General features: G+C 73.3%; 7 protein-coding genes. All 7 read left to right on the top strand.

Annotated features, from left to right (window positions below):
• The first annotated feature begins 1 nt into the window (after nt 1).
• The 7 genes from OG867_RS09995 (at nt 2) to OG867_RS09965 (ending at nt 21,344) form a co-directional block, all read left to right on the top strand.
• Nucleotides 2-811 (top strand): enoyl-CoA hydratase-related protein, encoded by an 810-nt coding sequence (locus OG867_RS09995; RefSeq protein ID WP_406284362.1) that lies wholly within the window; start codon nt 2-4, stop codon nt 809-811.
• A complete protein-coding gene (gene fabD / locus OG867_RS09990; protein ID WP_406284360.1) occupies nt 808-3,114 on the top strand; it encodes an ACP S-malonyltransferase in 2,307 nt (768 codons plus the stop codon). The genes OG867_RS09995 and fabD overlap by 4 nt, the downstream gene beginning before the upstream one ends.
• Nucleotides 3,115-3,262: 148 nt before the next feature.
• The gene (locus tag OG867_RS09985) at nt 3,263-4,219 is read left to right on the top strand and encodes a DUF6039 family protein (RefSeq protein ID WP_406284358.1); all 957 of its coding nucleotides are present in this window, start codon (nt 3,263-3,265) and stop codon (nt 4,217-4,219) included.
• A gap of 37 nt (nt 4,220-4,256) precedes the next feature.
• On the top strand, nt 4,257-6,056 hold the full coding sequence (locus tag OG867_RS09980; RefSeq protein WP_406284356.1) for an amino acid adenylation domain-containing protein: 1,800 nt from the start codon (nt 4,257-4,259) through the stop codon (nt 6,054-6,056).
• A gap of 10 nt (nt 6,057-6,066) precedes the next feature.
• Nucleotides 6,067-7,023 (top strand): chlorinating enzyme, encoded by a 957-nt coding sequence (locus tag OG867_RS09975; protein ID WP_328902102.1) that lies wholly within the window; start codon nt 6,067-6,069, stop codon nt 7,021-7,023.
• A 45-nt stretch (nt 7,024-7,068) separates the two neighbouring features.
• Entirely contained in the window at nt 7,069-8,274 is a 1,206-nt protein-coding gene (locus OG867_RS09970; RefSeq protein ID WP_406284354.1) for an alpha/beta fold hydrolase, read from the top strand.
• A 74-nt stretch (nt 8,275-8,348) separates the two neighbouring features.
• Entirely contained in the window at nt 8,349-21,344 is a 12,996-nt protein-coding gene (locus OG867_RS09965) for an amino acid adenylation domain-containing protein (RefSeq protein ID WP_406284352.1), read from the top strand.
• Nucleotides 21,345-21,346: the final 2 nt, after the last annotated feature.

The raw sequence follows: 21,346 nt of genomic DNA, 5'->3' as shown, positions 1-21,346 counted from the left end.
CATGTCACCGAGCGGTCAGGGCCCCCGGGCCGTCGACTTCCGGGCGCTGCGCGTCACGTCCGAACCGGGAATCCTGCGGGTCGCGCTGCACCGGCCCGGGCGCAGCAACAGCATCGACCCGGTGATGATCGCCGAGCTGCACCAGGCGCTCGACCTCGCCGAGGCGAACGACGACTGCCGGCTCGTCGTCATCGAGGGCGGCGACGGGGTGTTCTCCACCGGGATGGACCTGGTCGAGGCCGGAGGCTCCGAGCTCCCCGACGACGCGTCGGCGCGCGAGGGCGCCGAGCGGTTCCTCGGACTGCTCCGACGCTTCACGACCATCCCGCGGATCGTGGTCGCCAAGGTCGACGGGCAGGCCGCGGGCGGTGGCGTGGGTCTCGTCGCGGCCGCCGACTTCGTCTACGCGACCGAACGCAGCCGGTTCAGCCTGCCGGAAGCGCTGTGGGGGCTGCTGCCGTGCTGCGTGGCGCCCTTTCTCATCCGCAGGACCGGATTCCAGAAGGCGTACGCCATGACGCTGAGCACCCAACCGGTGGACGCCCTGCGCGCGGCCTCGTTCCAGCTGGTCGATGAGGTGGCCGAGGATCCCGAGCCGTTGGTACGGAGGCTGGCCTTCCGCAGTTCGAAGCTGGACGGGGTCACCCTGGGCGATCTCAAGCGGTACTACCGGCGGCAGTGGTTTCTCTCCGACGCGCACGAGGAGGCCGCGGTCGAGGAGTTCGCCCGGCTGATCACCTCGGACGGTGTGCGCGGGCGGCTGCAGGACTTCGCGCAGCATCAGCGACTCCCCTGGGAGGCCCGGCGATGACCGCGGTGCGGGAGGCGCCGCTCGGCGCGGCCGCCGTGACGGGTGGGGCCTGGGTCTTCCCGGGCCAGGGCGCTCAGCACAAGGGGATGGGCGCCTCGCTGTTCGAGCGGCACGCGGGGCTGGTGGACGAGGCCGAGGACATCCTCGGCTTCTCCGTACGTGAGCTGTGCCTGACCGACCCGGAGCGCAGGCTGGGGCTCACGCAGTACCTGCAGCCCGCGTTGTACGTGGTGAACGCGCTCTCGTGGCTTGAGGCGCGGTCGCAGGGGGCGGCCCCCGCCTACCTGGCCGGGCACAGCCTCGGCGAGTACAACGCGTTGCTCGCCGCCGGGTGCTACGACTTCGCCACCGGGCTCCGGCTGGTCGCCCGGCGAGGTGAGCTGATGGGGCGGGCCCGGGGCGGCGGTATGACGGCCGTGGTCGGACCGCGGGCGGTCGAGGTGCCGGAGCTGCTCGCCGAGGCGGGGGCCACGGACATCGACGTCGCCAACTACAACGGTCCCGAGCAGCTGGTGCTCTCGGGGCCGGTCGATTCCCTGACGGCCTTCGCGAAGGTGCTCAAGGAGCGCAAGGTGGCCCGCTGCGTCCCGCTGGGCGTCAGCGCCGCCTTCCACTCCCGCTACATGGCCCCGGCGGCCGAGGAGTTCGCCGCGTTCCTGCGCGAGGTGCCGTTCGCGGCCCCGCGCATCCCCGTCATCTCCAACGTGACGGTCCGTCCCTACCCCGCCGACGGCCCGTCCGTACGTGAGCTGCTCTCCGCCCAGATCCACCGTTCGGTCCGCTGGCGCGAGGTGATGGGCTACCTCCGTGCCCACGGAGTCCACGAGCTGACCGAGATCGGCCCGGGAAAGGTCCTCACGGGCCTGTGGGCCTCGTCACGCGAGGACCGGGAGCCGGTCGGGAGCGCACCTCCGACGCGCACCGCCGTCCCCGCCGCCTCCACCCCGCGCATCCGCCCCGAGCGGCTCGGATCCGCGGCGTTCAGGGAGGAGTACGGGGTGCGGTTCGCCTACGTCGCCGGGGCCATGTACAAGGGCGTGGCCTCCACCGACCTCGTCCTGCGGATGGCGAGCGCCGGGATGCTCGGGTGCTTCGGGGCCGGCGGGCTGCGGCTCGAACGAGTGGCCGAGGCGTTGCGGCTGCTGACCCGCGAGCTCGGACCCGATGGACCGTTCGGGATGAATCTGCTGCACGCGCTGGATGACCCGGGGCTTGAGGAGGCCACCGTACGGCTGTATCTGCAGCACGATGTGCGGCTGGTCGAGGCGGCCGGCTTCACGCAGGTCACCCCCGCGCTGGTGCGCTATCGGCTGAGCGGGGCGCACCGGGACCGGCAGGGGCGCGCCGTCACCCCGCGGCGGGTGATCGCCAAGGTGTCCCGGCCCGAGGTGGCCGAGGCGTTTCTGCGGCCCGCCCCCGAATCCGTACTGCGCAGGCTGGTCGGCGAGGGCGCGCTCACCCCGCAGGAGGCCGAGGCCGCCGGGGAGCTGCCCGTGGCCAGTGACCTGTGCGTCGAGGCGGATTCGGGCGGCCACACCGACGGCGGCGTCGCCCAGGTCCTGCTCCCCGCCATGCTCCGCCTGCGCCGCACCGTCGCCGCCCAGCACCCGGCCGCCCGGGACGTACGCGTGGGCGCCGCGGGCGGGCTCGGCAGCCCGGAGAGCCTCGCCGCCGCCTTCGTCCTCGGCGCGGACTTCGTCCTCACCGGCTCGGTCAACCAGTGCTCGGTCCAGGCCGGCACCTCCGGCCTGGTGAAGGACATGCTCGCGGCCGCGGACGTGCAGGACGTGGCCTACGCCCCCGCGGGTGACATGTTCGAGCTGGGTGCTCAGGTCCAGGTCCTGCGCAAGGGCACGCTGTTCGCCGCGCGGGGCAACAAGCTCCGCAAGCTGTACCAGCAGGCGGAGAGCATGGAGGCCCTCGACCCCGGGGTCCGCCGCAGCATCGAGGAGTCCTGCTTCCGGCGCGGCCTGGACGAGGTCTGGGAGCTGACCCGCCGCCACTACCTGGACACCGGCCGCCCTCACCTGGTCGAGCAGGCCGAACGCAGCCCCCGACAGCGCATGGCCCTCGTGTTCCGCTGGTACTTCGCTCATTCCACCCGCGCCGCGCTGGCCGGCGAGGCCGCCGAACGCGTCAACTTCCAGATCCACACCGGACCCGCGATCGGGGCCTTCAACCGCTGTGTCCGGGGCACCGCCCTGGAGGACTGGCGCCACCGCGACGTCGACGCCGTCGCCGCGTATCTCATGGAGGGCGCCGCCGACATCCTGGGCGAACGCCTTTCCGTACTCGCTCAATAGTGAGCTGCTTTCGCGCGCATGGCCGAGTTACGTTCTGTTCGTCGCTAGAACATGGGTGCGCCGGAAGAAGATTCATACGCAGAATATCGGCGCATCAGCGCACCTCTGCGCCATCCCCTGCCTGCATCCCTTTGATCGGAGTGCCGTGATGCCTGATTCCCCCGACCCGTTCATGCTGCCGGTGGCACAGCAGCAGACCTCGCTGCCGGCCACGGAGATCCTGCATTCAGGAAACTCCGGAATCATCGTCGAGCGCACCGGTCAGCTGCGGGCGGAATTCCGCAATGAGGGACGTCAGTTCGCCCGCGATCTCTCCGAGTACATCAACACGAAGTACGTCGGCATCGCCTCGGTCTTCGTCTACGAGGAGACCTTCGGCACCAAGGACCGCCTGCACTGGCTCCTCCACATGGCCTCCCTCGACGCCTACGAAACCCTCGTCCAGATGGGCACCCAGGACGAGGGCTGGCGCGAGGTCATGTTCCGCAACCGCATCGCCGAGGAGAAGGGCGGCGGCTCCTGGGACCGCATGTTCCTCGACGGAGAGCTGCGGGAGACCGTGCTCATCCCGCAGAGCTTCGGCATGTACGGCACCTCGGACCAGGAGCCCGAGACGCTGGTCGGGGGCAAGGAGGGCGAGCTCGCGAAGCTCGCCGTGCCCACCGCACAGCACCAGGCGCCCCAGTCGCCCGAGCAGACCCTGAACTCGACCACCTGCGGCCTGCTCATGCACCGCACCGGTGAGCTCAACTACGAGTTCCGCGCCGAGGGGCGCCAGTTCGCCCGCGCGCTCACGGAGAACTGGAACCGCACCCTGGGCGACCACGGTTCGATCTTCCTCTACGAGGAGGCATTCGGCCTGTCCGACCGCATCCACTGGTTCATCCACCTCAAGTCGCCGGCCTCGTACTACAACCTCATGGGCCTGCGCGCCCGGACGGACGAGGCGGCCCGAGAGGTCTTCACCAAGCAGTGGATCCCCGAGGAGAAGGGCGGCGGCGGCTGGGAGCGCATGTTCGTCCAGAGCACCCTGCAGGACCTAGCCCTCACCCCCCAGCACTGGGGGATGTACGCGACCAAGGCCCGCGCGCAGGAATCCGACTGACCCCGTCCGCGACCCACCGGCATCCGAAGGAGCCCTCATGCACTCCGGCAGGACCCTGCACGAGATATTCGAGGAACGGGCTGCGCAGTTCCCCGGCCGCACCGCTGTCAGCTGCGGCACCGAGCACCTGGACTACGCCGCACTCAACGCCCGCGCCGACCGGCTCGCCCGCCGGATCGCCGCCACCCGCAAGGGCCCGGGCGGTCTGGTCGGGCTGTGCGCCGACCGCGGCATCGAGCTGATCGTCGGTCTGCTCGCCATCCTCAAGGCCGGCGCGGGCTATGTGCCGCTCGACCCCGGCTACCCGGCCGAGCGGCTCGACCACCTGCTCGCCGACACCCAGGTCGATCTGGTGCTCGCACTCGGCCACACGGCCCGGGCGGTCGCCTCGGCCGATGCCCCGGTGCTGCTCATCGACGGCACCGACGGCGACAGCGAGCCGGACACGGCTCTGCCCCGCACCGGGGCGGACAGCCTCGCCTACGTCATCCACACCTCCGGTTCCACGGGCCGCCCCAAGGGCACGCTCATCGAGCACGGCAACGTCGTCGCTCTGATGGAACAGGGCCGCGAACTCTTCGGCTTCGACGAGAACGACGTCTGGACGCTCTTCCACTCCGTCAGCTTCGACTTCTCCGTCTGGGAGATCTGGGGGGCCCTGCTGCACGGCGGCCGTCTCGTCGTCGTCCCCACCGAGACCGCCCGCTCGCCCCAGCTGCTGCGGGAACTCCTGGCCGCCGAGGGCGTCACCGTCCTCAACCAGACCCCTTCGGCCTTTCGCGGCCTCGCCGCCGTCGAGACACAGCACCCCGGCGCGGAACTCCCGCTGCGCCTCGTCATGTTCGGTGGTGAGCGGCTCGATGTGAAGCAGCTCGGAACCTGGCTCGCCGCGTACGGGGACGACCGGCCGCGGCTGGTCAACATGTACGGCATCACCGAGACGACCGTGCACGTCACCCACCGCCGGATCCGCACCGCCGACCTGGACGAACCGGATGCCTCACCCATCGGCGTCCCGCTCCCCGGCGTCCGGATCAAGCTCCTCGACGAGGACGGCGCCCCGGTCGAGGACGGCACACCGGGAGAGATGTGGGTGGGCGGCACCGGCGTCGCCCGCGGCTATCTGCACCGCTCCGAGCTGACCCGGGAGCGCTTCCGGACCCTGGACGGCACCCAGCGGTGGTACCGCTCCGGTGACCTCGCCAAGCGGACCGCCGACGGCGGCTACAGCTACCTCGGGCGCACCGACGACCAGGTGAAGATCCGCGGCTACCGGATCGAGCCCGGCGAGATCGAGCGGCTGCTGACCACCCACGCGGCCGTGGCCACGGCCATCGTCACCCCCGAGGACCACGGAGAGGGAGACGTCCGCATCCTCGCCTATCTGGTCCCGGCGCCCGGCGCCGAGGCGGTGACCGCGAGGACGCTGGCCGTCGAACTGTCCGAGCTGGCCGCCCGTGCGCTGCCCGAGTACATGCGCCCCTCCGCGTACCGCCTGGTGCGCGAGGTGCCGTTGACCCCGCAGGGCAAGGCCGACCGCCGCGCGCTCGATCTGCTCCCGTTCGACGAGGCGTTCCCGTCCGGCGGCCGCGGCGGCGAACTCACCGCCACCGGCACCGAGATCATGCGCCTGGTCACCGATGTGCTCGGCGGGGACAGCGGCCTCGGCGGCGACGACGAACTGTTCTCGGCCGGCGTCACCTCGCTGGCCTTCACCCGCGTCATCGCGCTGGTCAACCAGCGTTACGGGCTGAGCCTGACCGGGGCCGAGCTGGACGAGGCGACCGTCAACGAACTGGCCGACTGCGCGGACGCGCGGATCGCCGGCCGGAAGTAGGAGGAGGACCATGACCATCCAGGACGACGTCAGCACCGCACACGGCTTCTCCCTCACACCGCAGGAGCTGGAGGCATTCCACGAGAACGGCTTCCACGGCCCGTTCAAGGTGTACGAGATCGAGGAGATGCAGGCGATGTGGCGCCGCGAGCGCCTGCGCCTGATGGACCGCTCCCAGGCCGTCTACCAGGACGGGGCGGCCGCCTCCGGCAACACCAACATCTCCAACTACGACCGCCATCTGGACAACGCCTTCCTCGCCGACCACATCGGCCGGCCCGAGATCACGCAGCGCGTCAACAGCGTCCTGGGCCCGGATGTGCTCTGCTGGCGCAGCGAGTTCTTCCCCAAGTACCCCGGCGACGAGGGCACCGACTGGCACCAGGCGGACACCTTCGCCAACGCCTCGGGCAAGCCGCAGATCGTCTGGCCCGACGAGGTCAAGGAGTTCGGCGGCACCATCACGGTCTGGACGGCCTTCACCGAGGCCAACGAGGAGACCGGCTGCCTGCAGTTCATCCCCGGCACCCACGAGCGGATGCGCTACGACGAGACCAAGCGCATGGAGTACCGCCCCGAGAGCATCAACCAGGAGGACAAGGAAGGCGTCCGCCGCGGCTTCTTCGGATACGACTACCGCGAGCTGCAGATCGACCCGGGCTGGAAGCCGCAGGAGTCGGACGCGGCCTCCATGGTGATGCGCCCCGGCGAGGCGATCATGTTCTGGTCCACGCTGATGCACGCCTCGCTGCCGCACGCCGGACGCACCCAGGAGATGCGGCTCGGCTTCGCCGGACGCTATGTCCCGACCGCCGTCCAGGTCTATCCCGGCACCGACGTGATCGACGAGTACGGCGGCTCCGTATCGCTTGAGCGGTACGGCTCCGTGCTGGTGTCCGGCGCCGCGCAGCCGCACAACCGGCTGGTCACCGAGACCACCACGGGACACCCCTTCCGTACCCCCTGACCGGCTCTGCTCCCTGCCCGGCGATAGAGAGTGAGGACTGCGGACATGCTGAGTGACGAGGCGGGAATGGCGATGACGGACATCGCCCGCGCGATGCTCTCCCTCCGTCCCCTGGCGCGGGCACGGGGAGCCGCGAGCCGGCTCCCCACCGGCCTGCCTGCCGGTGAGGCCGCCGAATCGGCAGCGGCCGTGCTCGCCGCGGTGGCGGACGAACTGGACGTGCCCGGGCTGGACTTCGGGCCGGGCTCCGACGTGGAGGGCGTCTTCGAACGGGTGATGGCCGGGCACCTCGACCTCACGGGCCGGCTCGCGGCCCTCGGTCCGGTCGCGGCCGGGGACAGGGCCGCGGTGGTCACCGAGGCCCGCAAGGCGGCGGCGAAGGTGGCGGCCGAGAGCTTCGGCCGCCACCGCCGCCCCACCGACGCCCTCTCCGCCGACGGGGCCGCACTGCCGGTGTACGAGGCGGGCGAGCCCGGCCGGCCCGCGGTGGTGCTGGCCTCGGCCTGCGGGATGCCCGCCGAACTGTGCGAGCCCTGGATCGAGCTCCTTTCCCGTGACCACCACGTGGTCACCTGGGAGAGCCGCGGACTCTTCGGCGCCGTGCCGGAGTTCGACGCCCTGGGCCACGACACGGACGCGCAGGCCGCGGACGTCTTCGCGGTGATGGACCACTGCGGCATCGACAGCGCCCATGTCATGGGCTTCTGCGGGGGCAGTGTCATCGCCCTCGCCGCGGCCGCCGCCCGGCCGGAGCGGGTCAGCTCGCTCAGCCTCTGGCACGGCGCCTACGAACTGGGCGAGGACTGTCCCAAGGCCGATCACCACCGCAACATGCAGGCACTGATGGCGATGGCGGCGAGTGACCGGGACACGGCCGCCGGAGTGCAGTCCGTCTTCGTGCAGACGATGCTCTCCAGCCTGTCGGCCGGGATGGCGCACCTGGTGCTCCACCCCTACGCGACACCCGAACTGTTCTACCGCTACTGCCGGGTCAACGGCCCGATCACCGATATCGATGTACGCGGCATGCTCGCCGGCGTCACGCAGCCCGCGCTCGTGGTCACCAGCGAGGACGACAGCACCGCCGATCCGGCGGGCTCTCGCTGGGTCGCGGCGCGGCTGCCCGCGGCCGAGCTCAGGGTGGAGCCGCACGGCGACCACATCTCGCTGTTCACGATGAACGGCGCGGTCGGCGCGCTCGCCGTCGACTTCCTGGCCCGGATGGGGAGCCCGCTCCCGGCAGCGGGCTGAGCACACACCCCGGCAGGATCCGCCGCCCCGTGCGGCCGTTCCCTCACTTCCCTACACAGAACAGGTGAAAGGCGATGAGCGAGACCTTGGAGCGGCCCATGGAGACGCCCGGGCGGAACAGCGAAGAGCTCAGGCCGGTGCTGAGGGGTCTGCTGACGGACATCGTTCCGGAGCTGCCCCTGGACGGACCGGCCGCCCCGCTGCGGGACATCGGCTTCGGCTCCCTGCAGACGACGCGGCTCTGGGTCGAGCTCAAGCGCGTCTTCGGCGTCGATCTGCCTCCGCAGTGGCTGGGCGGTGCCACGCTCGACGCGCTCGCGGCGCGGGTCGCCGCGGAGCGGCCGACGGCGGGGACGGCGGAAGCGGCCCCCGACACGGCCGCCGGCGCGGACGCTGAGCGGGACACCGCCGTCGTGGACCCGCACCACCACGAGCCCTTCCCGCTGACGCCCCTGCAACAGGCGTACCTCGTGGCCAAGGACGAGGAGACCTCCGCCGACCCCGGCGGCTGCCACCTGTACCGCGAGCTGACCGTCCCCGGCCTCGACGTCCCCCGGCTCACCGCCGCCTGGCAACGGCTCGTGGACCACCACGCCATGCTCCGTACCGTCATCGACGAGGAAGGCACCCAGCAGGTACGCCGGGAAGCCTCCCGCTGGGACCTGCCCGTCCACGACCTCACCGAGGCCGACGCGGGGACCTACGAGGAGCACGTCGCAGCGGTCCGCGCCCGGATGTCCCACCGCAACCACCTGCCCGGCACCTGGCCGATGGGCGCCGTGGAGATCACCCGCGGCCCGGGCCCCGCCGGCGTCGTGCACCTCGGCCTCGACACCCTGCTGACCGATGCCCACGGCTACGCCCTGCTCCTGCAGCAGTGGCATCAGCTGTACGAGCACCCGGACCGGACCCTGCCGGAGGCGGCCGTCACGGTCCGTGACTGCGTCCTGGAGCTCGCCACCCGGCGCGACGGCTCCGGCCACCGCGCGGACCTCGACCACTGGGCGGCCGCACTGGCGGAGCTTCCGCCGGGCCCCTCCCTCGTCCGCGCGCAGGGCCCGGGCCCGCGCGCCCCGCACCGCCGCCCCCTGGACGCCGGACTCGACGCCGCGCAGTGGGCGGAACTCACCTCCCTGGCCGCACAGCTGGAGGTCTCACCGACCTCGCTCGTGCTCGCCGTGTTCACGGAGACGCTGGCCCACCACGGCGCGCGCCGCCCCTTCTCGCTCGCCGTCACGACCAGCGACCGCCCCCGGCTCGGCGCCGAAGCCGACCTCCTCGTCGGCCCGTTCACGTCCACGGCCCTGCTGGTGGCCGATCCCACCGAGGGCCGGCCGCTGGACGAGACGGCACAGGACCTGCACGAACAGCTGTGGGAGGCGCTGCGACACGGCGGGGTCTCCGGCATCGAGGTGCTGCGTGAGCTGCGGGCCCGCACGGGCGCCCGGCCGCCCGCGCCCGAGGTGGTCTTCACCAGCCTGCTCGGCGTCGGCCCGGGCGAGGGGGTGGCCGGCGGATTCGGCGCGGACATCACCTACGGAGTGAGCCGGACCTCCGGGGTCGCCCTCGACCACCAGATGTGGGAGCAGGACGGCGGTCTGCGCTTCCGCTGGGACGTCGTGGAGGACCGGTTCGCGACCGGCGCGGTGGAGACCGCCTTCGCGGACTTCGCCAACCGGCTCGCCGTCTGCGCGACCGAGCCGGCCGAGCGGCGGGCCCCGGGCGAGGTGCAGCAGGCGTACATCGTGGCCCGCTTCGCCGGCCAGGCCGATCCGGAGACGGCGCAGGGCTGTCAGTGCTACCAGAGCTTCCAGGTGGACGACCTCGACACCGACCGGCTCGCGCGGGCCATGACGCGCCTCGCCGAGGGCTACGAGGTGCTGCGCACCGGCATCGGAGCCGACGGCCTCCTGGAGATACGCGACACGCTGCCCGCGCGCCGGTACGTCCCCGTCATCGATCTGCGCGGCCACAGCGACCCGGAGGCGGTACGGGAGGCGATCCAGGAGGAGATGACCGGCCGCCCCTTCGCCATCGGCCGCCCGCCCCACTTCGATCTGCGGGTCACGCGCGACACGGACCGGGTGTCCACCGTCCACTGCGCCTTCGATCTCGTCCTCGCCGACGCCCCCAGCATCCATCGCCTCTTCCGCGAACTCCTGCGCCTGTACGCCGATCCCGCCGCGACGGCCCGGCCGGTGGCCGTCCACACCCCGAGCGGTACGGAGGGCGGTGGCGCGTACTGGAAGGAGCGCCTCGCTTCCCTGCCCGCGGGCCCCGGGCTGCCGCCGGGCCCCGGCGGCGCTCGGCGCGTGGTGCGCCGCTCCGAGACCCTCGTCGGATGGCGCCGTGTCTCCGCGCTCGCCGCCCGTGAGGGCCTGCACGCCGACCATCTGCTGCTCGCCTGCCTGGACGAGGCCCTGGCCGAGGTCTGCCCGGACCCGTACGCCCTGGCCGTCGTGCTCTGGCCGAAGGAGCCGGAGCCCGCACGGCCGGGTGAGCACTCGCTGCTCACCTGGATGGCGGCCGCCGACTCCGGCCTGCCGCGTCTGCGGCGAGCCGCCCACTACCGGGATCTGGCCCGCCGGGACCTGGCCGCGGGCGCGGGCGGGGCGCTCGCCGAGCTGCGCCGGCGCGGGCCCGGCGCCGGGGCGAACGGGAGTGAACTGCCGTACCCGGTCGTCTACACGGGCGCCGTCGACATGACGGCGTACCCGTTGCCCGAAGGCGTGCGCCGGGGCCCGTGGCTGACCAGCACTCCGGGGTGTTCGCTCGACTGCGTCACGGTGATCGAGGGAGACGAGCTGCGCTACTCCTGGGACGTCGTCACGGCCGACCTCTCCGAGGAGCTGCTCGACCGCCTCTTCGCCCGCTTCGAGCAGGCCGTCACCGCCATCACCGACGAGCTCGGCACCTCCCGTACGGATGAACTCGACGCTTCTGCACGCGAGTTGGTGCTGCGTACGTGGAATGACACCGACGTTCCGCTCGCGGAGGCCGGCTCGCTGCACCTGCTGCTCGCCGAGCGGGCGCGGTCCCACCCGGAGGCCGTGGCGCTGCGCTGGCGGGACGGCGGTGCGATGACCTTCGCGGAGCTCGACCGGTACGCGAACCGGATCGCGCACCAGGTGCGCGCACGCGGACACGCGGGGCCCGGGAGCACCGTGGGCGTGCGGATCCGCCGCGGCCCCGCCATGGTCGCCGCGGTGTACGGCGTGCTCAGGGCCGGCGCCGCCTATGTGCCCGTGGAGCCCTGGCTGCCCGCCGGCCGCGCCGCCGAGATCCTGCGGCTCGCGGACACCTCCCTGGTCCTGAGCAGCTCGGACTCCGAGGGGTGGGAAGCGCCGGGTGGCGTGACCTTCCTGGACGTCGACGGGCTCGACGAGGGCACGGACGCGGACGCGGCGGTGCCCGCGCCCGCCGTGGGCGGGTCGGACATCGCGTACATCCTGTTCACCTCCGGCAGCACCGGCACCCCCAAGGGCGTGGCGGTGCCGCACCGGGCCGTGCGCAATCTGCTCGCCTGGGCGCACCGCACCTTCGACTTCGGTCCGGACGACGTCGGCCTGGCCGTCACCTCGCTCGGCTTCGACCTCTCCGTCTTCGATCTCTTCGGGGTGCTCGGCCGCGGCGGCGGGCTCTATGTCGCCGACGAGGAGGAGCAGCGCGATCCCGAGCTGCTGCTCGATGTCCTGCTCGGCGAGCCGGTCACCTTCTGGAACTCGGCGCCCACCACGCTCGCCCAGGTCGCCGAGCACTTCGACAAGGGCTCCGGCCACCCGGGTGCGGGGCGACTGCGCCGGGTGTTCCTCAGCGGGGACTTCATCCCGCTCGCGCTGCCCGACCGGGTGCGTGCGGCCTTCCCGGCCGCGGAGGTCATCAGCCTCGGGGGTCCCACCGAGACCACGGTCTGGTCGGTCTGGCACCCGGTCGGCGCGGTGGACCCGCACTGGCGCAGCATCCCGTACGGCAAACCCATCGACAACACGCGGCACTACGTTCTGGACGACTGGCTCCAGCCCTGTCCGGTCGGGACCGAGGGCGAGCTGTACACGGCGGGCAGCTGCCTGGCCGAAGGCTTCGTGGGCAGTCCCTGGCTGACCGAGGAGCGCTTCCTGCCCGATCCGTTCGCCGCGGAGCCGGGTGAGCGGATGTACCGCACGGGCGACCGGGCGGCCTGGCAGCCGGACGGGACGCTGCGGATCCTCGGGCGCACGGACCACCAGGTCAAGGTGCGTGGCTTCCGGGTCGAGCTCGGCGAGATCGAGCACCGGCTGCGCGGCCACGCCGGCGTACGGGACGTGGTGGTGCTCGCCCAGCCGGACGGGGGCGACCGCATCCTCGTCGCGTACGTGGTGGCGGACCGGGAGCACCCGCCCACCGCAGCCGCCCTGCGCCGTCATGCCGCCGAGACGCTGGTGCCGTACATGGTTCCGAACACCCTCGTGTTCCTGCCGTCGTTCCCGGCCACATCGAATGGCAAGCTCGACCGCGCGGGCCTCCCGTGGCCCGCTCCGGCAGACGTCATGGGGCCGCCGGATCCGGAGCCCACACCACCGGTGACGAGGGCGGCGGCGGGCGAGGAAGCGAGCGCCGAGGCCCCCGCCGTGGACGCCGAGGACGTCGCGGGCATCGTCGCCCAGGTCCTGGGCGTGGACCGGGTCGACGCCCAGGCAGACCTGTGGGACGCCGGAGCGACCTCCTTCACCATGGTGCGGCTGTCCGCCGCGCTCAAGCGGCGGTTCGGCCGGCGGGTCCCCGTCGCCGCGCTGGTCTCGGCACCCACTCCGGCCGGAATCGCACGATTCCTGTCGGAAGGCGCGGACCGGACGCCCGCGACGGGCGGCGGCAGCGGGCCGGCCCCGGGTACGCGACCGGCCACGGACGTACGCGCGGCAGCCGATGCCGGCGTACGGGCGGACGGCACTCCCGCGGTCGCGGCACACGGCCTGGAGCCGGCCGCGGACGGGGCCGATGCGACCGGGCGGGGCGCGCACACGCCCGGCCCCGTGGACCTCTTCTCGCCCGAGGAGCGCGATGCCTTCAAGCGCGCCGCCTGGAACCTGCGTCGAAGCGGCCCCGGGGAGCAGGTCCTGCCCCTGCCGCGCACCGGCTTCGCGCCCGAGTACTACACACGGCGTTCCAGCAGGCGTGACTTCCTCGACCGTCCGCTGGACCGCGCCTCGCTGGCCCGGCTCCTCGAACTCCTCGCAGAGGCGCGTACGGGAGACCGGGAGGCGTTCCTGTACCCCTCGGCGGGGGAGACGTACGCGGTCCAGGTCTACCTCCACGTCAAGCCCGGTGCGGTCGAGGACCTGGCCGAGGGCATCTACTACTACCAGCCGCGCGAACACGCCCTGCACCTGGTCAACGCCGCGCCGCGGATCGACCGGTCGATCCACTTCTACTACAACAGGCCGGTGTTCGACCGGGCCGGGCTCGGCATCTACCTCGTCGGCCAGCGCCACGGGATCGCCCCGCTGTACGAGGAGGTCGCCGAACACTTCATGAGCCTGGAGGCGGGCTACCTGGGCCAGCTGCTGATGTCGGGCCAGGCCACGGCCGGGATCGGGCTCTGCCCCATCGGCACCCTCACCTTCGAGGCCGTCCGCGAGCAGTTCGGCCTCGATGACGGGCATGTCTTCCTGCATTCCTTCCTCGCCGGCTCCGTCGAGCCGCGGCCCGAGGGGCCGGACGCACCCGCGCTGCCGTACGTGTCCCGCGCGCCCCTGGCGGGGTCCCCCTCCGCCCCGGTCGCGCAGGCCGGCCCCCGTCCTCCGGCCACCACAGCCGCCGCCGTCCTCGGAATCGGCTGCCGACTGCCGGGCGCCGACACCCCCGAGCAGCTGTGGCGCAACCTGCGGGCGGGCCGGAGCGCCATCGGCGCGGTGCCCGCGCACCGGGCGGCCGAGCTGGGCGAGGCCCCACCCGGTGGCTATCTGGACGACACGGCCACCTTCGACGGGCTGCGCTTCGGCGTCTCGCCCGCCGAGGCCGAGCTGCTCGACCCGCAACTGCGGCTTCTGCTGCACGCCGTGGCGGACAGCCTCGACGACGCCGGGCACACCGCGCCGTCCCTGCGCCGTGAGGCCGGCCGGGTCGGTGTGTTCGTCGGCGTCATGTGGCAGGACCACCAGATCGCCGGCAGCGAGGAGTGGTCCGGCGGCGGCCGGGCCCGTATCGCGGGGCTCGCGGCGGACATCCCCAACCGCATCTCCCACGTCTTCGACTTCGACGGCCCCAGCCTGGCCGTCAACACCTCCTGCTCCTCCTCGCTCACGGTTCTGCACCTGGCCGCCGAGAGCCTGCGCCGCGGGGAGTGCGACGCGGCGGTCGTCGCCGCCGCGAACGTGGTCTCCCACCCGTACCACCTGCGCCTGCTCGCCGAGTCCGGCCTCCTCGCGACGGACGGCGATCCGCGGGTCCTCGGCGAGGAGGCCGCGGGCTGGGCGCCGGGCGAGGGCGCGGCCGCGATCCTGCTGCGGCGCGCCGACGCCGTCCGGCGCGACCGGGTACGCGGGGTGGTGGAGGCCACCGCGGCCGGACATCCGGGCCGCACCGCACGGTTCGGCACCCCCGACGCGGGCCGGCTAGCCGACTCGCTGCGGCGGATGCTGCACACCGCGGGCCTCGAACCCCGGGACGTCGGCTACGCGGAGTGCGCCGCCGCCGGTGCCGCCCTGTCCGACGCGGCCGAACTCGAAGCGCTCGCCGCGGTGTTCGCGCAGAGCGGGCTGCGGGCCGGCACGGTGAAGCCCAACCTCGGACACCTGGAGGCGGCCTCGGGGCTCTCCCAGCTCATCAAGGTGCTGCTTCAGCTCGAACACGAGGAGTTCGCCCCCACGCTGCTCGCCTCCGAGCGCACCCCCCTGATCGACTGGGAGGAGCTGCCGGTCGGCATCGTGGACCGCGCGCAGCACTGGCCCGCCCCCGAGGGCGAGGCCCCGCGCCGGGCGCTGGTCAACGCCGTCGGGGCCGGTGGTTCCTACGCCCATGCGGTGGTGCGTGCCGCCGATCCGGCCACGCCCTGCTGCCGCCCGCACCCCAAGCCCCTGCGGCAGGCGGTGATCCTCTCCGGTACGGGCGGGCAGGAGCTGGCCGACGCCGCCCGCGCGCTGCGTGGACGCGCGGCCGAGTGGGCCGCGGCCCAGGAGCCGCCGCGCCTGGCGCATGTGGCGTTCACCCTGCAGACCGGGCGTCGGGCCCTGCCGTACCGGCTCGCCGTGCTCTGCCGCGACTTCGCCGAACTCACCGACGCACTCGACGCCTTCCTCGCGGGAGAGCCGCACCCGGCGCTCACCGTGGGCACGGGTGCGGAGCGCGAAGGGGCCGCATGCGCCCCGCAGCCGCTCGACGCGGCGGTCACGCTGTGGGCGGCGGGGCACACCGTGGACTGGCCTGCGGCCTGGGGCCCGCAGGCCCGCAGGATCGGACTGCCGCTGCCCCCGCGGGCGGGCCGACCGGTGGCACGGCCCGCGGTCGCGGCAAGGACCTCCAGCAGTCCTGCCCGGGCGGACCGGGAGGGCGGCGAGCCCGCCCCGGACCACCGGGCCGGGCAGGCCGCCGTGGAGTACATCCTCGGCGCCTATGCGGAGGCGTCCGGGATCGCCCGGGAGGATCTGGACGCGCACACGCCGCTGGAGCGGTACGGCCTCAGCTCGTACGTGGTGGCCCGGCTGAACAGCCGCCTGGAGCAGGACTTCACCGAACGCGTCCCGAGAACGCTGTGCTACGCCCACGGCGATCTCGCCTCGATCGCGGCCGAGCTGGAGCACCGGGCCGACGCCCCGTGGACGGATGACACACCGGCAACGCCCGGCCCGTCAGCCACGGCCACCGCCACACGGGGAGCCGAGCGGCCCGCCCCGGACGGCGAGGGCGGGCCGGACGCCGCCGATGCCCACCGGGGCGCCGCCCCCATCGCCGTCATCGGCGTGGCCGGCCGCTATCCCCAGGCCCCCGACCTGGACACCTTCTGGCAGAACCTCGACCAGGGCCGCGACTGCGTGCGGCCCTTCCCGGAGGCGCGGCGCTGGCCCGGCTGGCCCGAGGACCTGATGTGGGGCGGCTTCCTCGACGACGTGGACCGCTTCGACCCGCTCCTGTTCCGTATCACCCCGCGCGAAGCGGCCCTGATGGATCCCCAGGAGCGCCAGTTCCTCGAAGTCGCCTGGGAGACCCTGGAGGACGCGGGCTACTCCCGCGACAGGCTGCGGCGCCGGCACCAGGCCCAGGTGGGCGTGTTCGTCGGCACCATGTACAACGAGTACCCCTATCTGGCCGTCGAGCGCGCCGCCCTCACCGGCGGCGCGGACGATGCGGGCGCCTGCCCCGCGGGCATCGCCAACCGGGCCTCGTACGTCTTCGGTCTCACCGGCCCCAGCATGGCCGTGGACACCATGTGCTCCTCGTCCCTGACCGCCGTCCATCTGGCGGTGGAGAGTCTGCGCCGCGGGGAGTGCGAGGTGGCCCTGGCGGGCGGGGTGAACCTCTCCCTGCACCCGCACAAGTACCGTCAGCAGGCCCGCCTGCGCATGGCGTCCGGCGACCACCGCTGCCGCAGCTTCGGTGCGGACGGCGAGGGCTTCGTGCCCGGTGAAGGTGTGGGCGCGGTGCTGCTCAAGCCGCTGGACCGGGCGCTCGCCGACGGGGACCGCGTCCATGCGGTGATCCGCGGCACGGCCGTCAACCACGGCGGCCGGAGCAACGGCTACATGGTGCCGAGCCCCGTCTCCCAGGGCGACCTGGTCGCCACCGCACTGCGCCGCGCGGGCGCGGCACCGGAGTCCCTGGGCTACCTCGAAGCACACGGTACGGGGACGGAGCTGGGTGATCCGGTCGAGATCGACGGTCTGGTCCGGGCGTTCGGCGACGCGCCCCACGGCTCCTGCGCCATCGGGAGCGTGAAGTCCCAGATCGGGCATCTGGAGGGCGCGGCCGGGATCGCCGGTCTGACCAAGGTGCTGCTGCAGCTGAGGCACCGCCGCTTCGCGGCCTCGCTGCACGCGGAGCGGCTCAACCCGAACATCGACTGGGCGCGCGGCCCGTTCCGTGTGCAGCGTGAGTCGGCTCCCTGGCCCGCCCCGCCGGGCGGTGGTCCGCGTCGCGCCGGCGTCAGCTCCTTCGGGGCGGGAGGCGCGGGTGCCCATGTGGTCCTTGAGGAGTACGTCGCGGCCGAGCCCGCCAGCGATGCTCCAGGTCCGCGCCTCGCGGTGCTCTCGGCCCACGACGAGCAGCGGCTGACCGCGTTGGCCGGCCGGCTCGCCGACCGCCTCGCCCAGGACACCGCGCTCGCCGACATCGCGTACACACTGCGGACGGGCCGCGAGGAGCAGCGCGAGAGGCTTGCCGTCGTGGTATCCAGCACCGCCGAACTGCGCACCGTCCTGCGTGAGTTCGCCGATGGAGCGCGAGGAGGAGTGCTGCGTGGCCGCGCCTCGGCCGGTGCGGCGGGCCCCGAACTCCCCGCCGCGGACCGGGCCTCGCTGGACGAGCTCGGGAGGCACTGGGTCTCGGGGGGCCGGGTCGACTGGGACGAGCTCGCCCGCAGCTGCCCGGGCCGGCTCACCTCGCTGCCGTCCTACCCGTTCGCGGAAGGCCGCTACTGGCTGCCGGCCCCGCCGGCCGCGCCCCCTCGGCCCACCACGACCGCAGAGCCCACCACGACCGCCGAGCCCACCACGACCGCCGAGCCCGCCTCCGTACCCGAGGAAGCAGCCGCTGCCCGGACGGAGCTCCACCACAAGACCTGGGTGACCGCCCCTGCCCCGGCGGCGGCCCACGCCGAAGGAGTCGTCGTCTGCCTGTACCGGGCGGGGACCGAGGACCTCGCGCACGCGCTCGCCGAGCGGCTCGGGGCCGCCGACGTCCGGCTCGTCCTGGAAGGCGGAGCACCGGAAGGACGCACCCCCGGCTTCTACGACGACCGGAGCGCGGCCGAGGTGCTCGACCAGCTCCTCGACCGGCATACGGACCTGCGCGGCCTCGTCGACCTGTGCGACCTGGCCGTCCCCGGCCCGGAGCCCGTTCCGTGGACGGCGCGGATCGTGGCCCTGCAGCGGCTGATCGCCCGCCGCCCGGGCACCGGGCTGCGGATCGTGCTCGCCACGCGTGGCCTCATGGGGCCCGCCGCTGGTGAAAGCACCCTGGCAGGGGCCGAGCAGGCCGCCTTCGTACGGATGCTGGGCGCGGAACACCGCAAGGTCCGCGCCACCGTCCTCGACCTGGACCTCCCCGCCGAACGCCCACGCGCCGCCGCGGCCCTGATCGCCGAGGAGTACACGAACGCGCACAGCCACCCCGAGATCGCCCTGCGCGAGGGCCTGCGCCTGCGCCCCCGTCTCGAACCCCTCTCCGCTCCCGACACCGGCCCGCTGCGGCTCGACCCGCAGGGTGTCTATGTGATCAGCGGCGGCACCGGCGCCATCGGAGCCCTGACAGCCCGGCGGCTGGTGGAGCGCGGAGCACGCAAGCTGGCCCTGCTCGGCACTCGCGAGCTGCCCGAACGCCACCTGTGGACGGGCCTGGACCGGGCCGGGGCAACGGCCGCCCTGGTCGACCAGGTCCGCGCACTCGAACAGGCCGGGGCACAGGTCCTGGTGTACGGCGGCTCCCTGACGGACCGCGCGGCCCTGGACCCGTTCCTGGACTCCGTACGCAGGGGGCTCGGCGACCTGCGCGGCGTGATCCACTGCGCGGGCGTGCCCTCGGGAGGCCGGCCGTCCTTCGTCCACAAGAGCCCCGAGGAACTGCGAGCGGCCTTCGGACCGAAGTCCGACGGGGCGCGCGCGCTGGCCGAGGCATGTGAGAGGGACCCGCTCGCGTTCTTCGTCCTGGCCTCCTCGGCCGCCGGCCTGGTGCCCCGGCTCGGCGTGGGCGTGAGCGACTACGCGGCCGCCAACACCTGGCTGGACCTCTTCGCCGGGCATCGGCTGCGCACCGGGCACACCGCGTACTGCTCGGTGAACTGGCCCAGCTGGCGTGAGGCCGGCATGGGCGTGCGGCACGCCGACGCCTGCGCCCCGGCCGGGCTCGGCTCACTGGACAACGCCGAGGCCCTGCACGTACTGGAGCAGGTCCTTGTCCTGGCGCAGCGGCCCGGCAACGAGGTGGCCCAGATCGTGCCCGTATCGCCGCTGGACGGATTCGATCCCGACCGGGTCCTCGACCAGGTACCGGGACGGACCACCGACGCACCGACCGCCGCGATCGAGGAGGAGCAGCCCGTGTCCGTACCGCCTTCCGGCCCTTCGCCCTGGCTGAGGGAGCTGTTCTCCGCGGAGCTGGGCATCCCGCTCGCCGATCTGGATCCGACCGCGCTCTTCGACGAGCTCGGCGTGGAGTCGGTGATGCTGGGGGAGCTGGTGCGGCGCATCGAGGAGACGACCGGCCGCGATCTGGATCCCACGCTGCTGCTGCGGCACCGGACGATCGAGCGGCTGGACGCGGAACTCGGCGGCTGGGGCCCGCGGTCCACGCCGCGGGACACCGCGCCCGCCGAGGACCCGAGCCGTACGACGGCCGAGGACACCAGCCGTACGACGGCCGAGGAACACGCGCCGGAACCCGGCCCCGTCCCCGCACCGGCCCCCGACACCCGCATCGCTGTCATCGGCCTGGAGTGCGCCTTCCCGGGAGCCCCCTCCGCCGCCGCCTTCTGGCGCGCCCTCACCGCCGGCGAATGCGCCGTCACCGAAGTGCCCGCCGGGCGCTGGGACCACCGCCTGCTGTACGACCCCGAGCACCGCCCCGGCCGTACGGTCAGCAAGTGGGGCGGGTTCCTCGACGGCATCGAGGACTTCGACGCCGCGTACTTCGGCCTCACGGACGAGGAGGCCGACTGCCTGGACCCGGCGGTGCGGCTGGTCCTGGAGACCTCGGTGCGCTGTCTGCGCGATGCCGGCTACCGGGACGACGAGCTGCGCGGCCGTGACGTGGGCGTCTTCGTCGGCGCCAGGATGTCGCACTACTCCGCGCGCGCCGGGATCCGCTCCGGACCGGCCGGCCTCGGCGGCGACCAGAACTTCGTGGCCGCCCGTCTCGCCCACCACTTCGACTTCCACGGCCCCAACGTGGTGCTGGACAGTGCCTGTTCCTCGGCACTCGTCGCGGTGCAGACCGCCTGCCGCAGTCTGCTCGCGGGCGAGTCGGAGTACGCGCTGGCCGGCGGGGTCGACATCCTCCTCGACGAGCAGCCGTATCTGGAGTTCAGCGCCGCCCGCGCCCTCTCGCCCTCCGGCAGGTGCGCCACCTTCGACCACGCGGCCGATGGCTTCGTGCCCGGTGAGGGCTGCGGCCTGGTCCTGCTCAAGCCGCTGGCGCGGGCCCTCGCCGACGGTGACCGGATCCGCGCGGTCGTGGACGCGGTGGCCGTGAACAACGACGGCCGGACCATGGGACTCACCACGCCGAACCCCGAGGCGCAGTCCCGCGTGGTCCGCAGCGCACTGCGGATGAGCGGACGCACCGCCGAGGAGATCGGCCTGGTGGAGGCGCACGGCACCGGCACGATGATCGGCGATCCGATGGAACTGCGTGCCCTGACCGAGGTGTTCCGTGAGTCCACGGAACGCACCGGCTACTGCGCCATCGGCAGCGTCAAGTCGAACATCGGGCATCTGCTCAGCGCGGCCGGCATCTCCGGGCTCATCAAGGCCGTCCTGGCGATCGAGCACCGCACGATTCCGCCGACCCTGTTCTGCGAACGCCCGAACCCCCGCTTCGACTTCGCCTCCTCGCCGTTCTTCCCGTGCACCGAGGTGCGCGCCTGGGAGACGGACGGCCGCCCACGGGTCGCCGGAGTGAGCGCCTTCGGCCTCGGCGGTACCAACGCGCACGCCGTACTCAGCGAACCCGACGCCGGGGCGCGCACCGCACCACCGGTCCGCGCCCCGCTGCCGCCCCCGGTGTTCCACCGCCGTCGCCACTGGCTGGAGCGCACTCCCGCCGCCGGGGCCCCGGAACCGCCCGCACCCGGCCCGCGGCCGCGCGCGGTCGTCCCGCGGCCCACGGAGCGTCGCCGAACCGAGTCCACCTCCCTGCTCACCCTCGACTTCCGCCCAGCCCGCTGAAC

It is taken from the genome of Streptomyces sp. NBC_00209 (assembly GCF_045206345.1).
Taxonomy (GTDB): Bacteria; Actinomycetota; Actinomycetes; order Streptomycetales; family Streptomycetaceae; genus Streptomyces.
The sequence above is the reverse complement of the archived record's forward strand: the minus strand, read 5'-3'. Positions and strand labels throughout refer to the sequence as shown.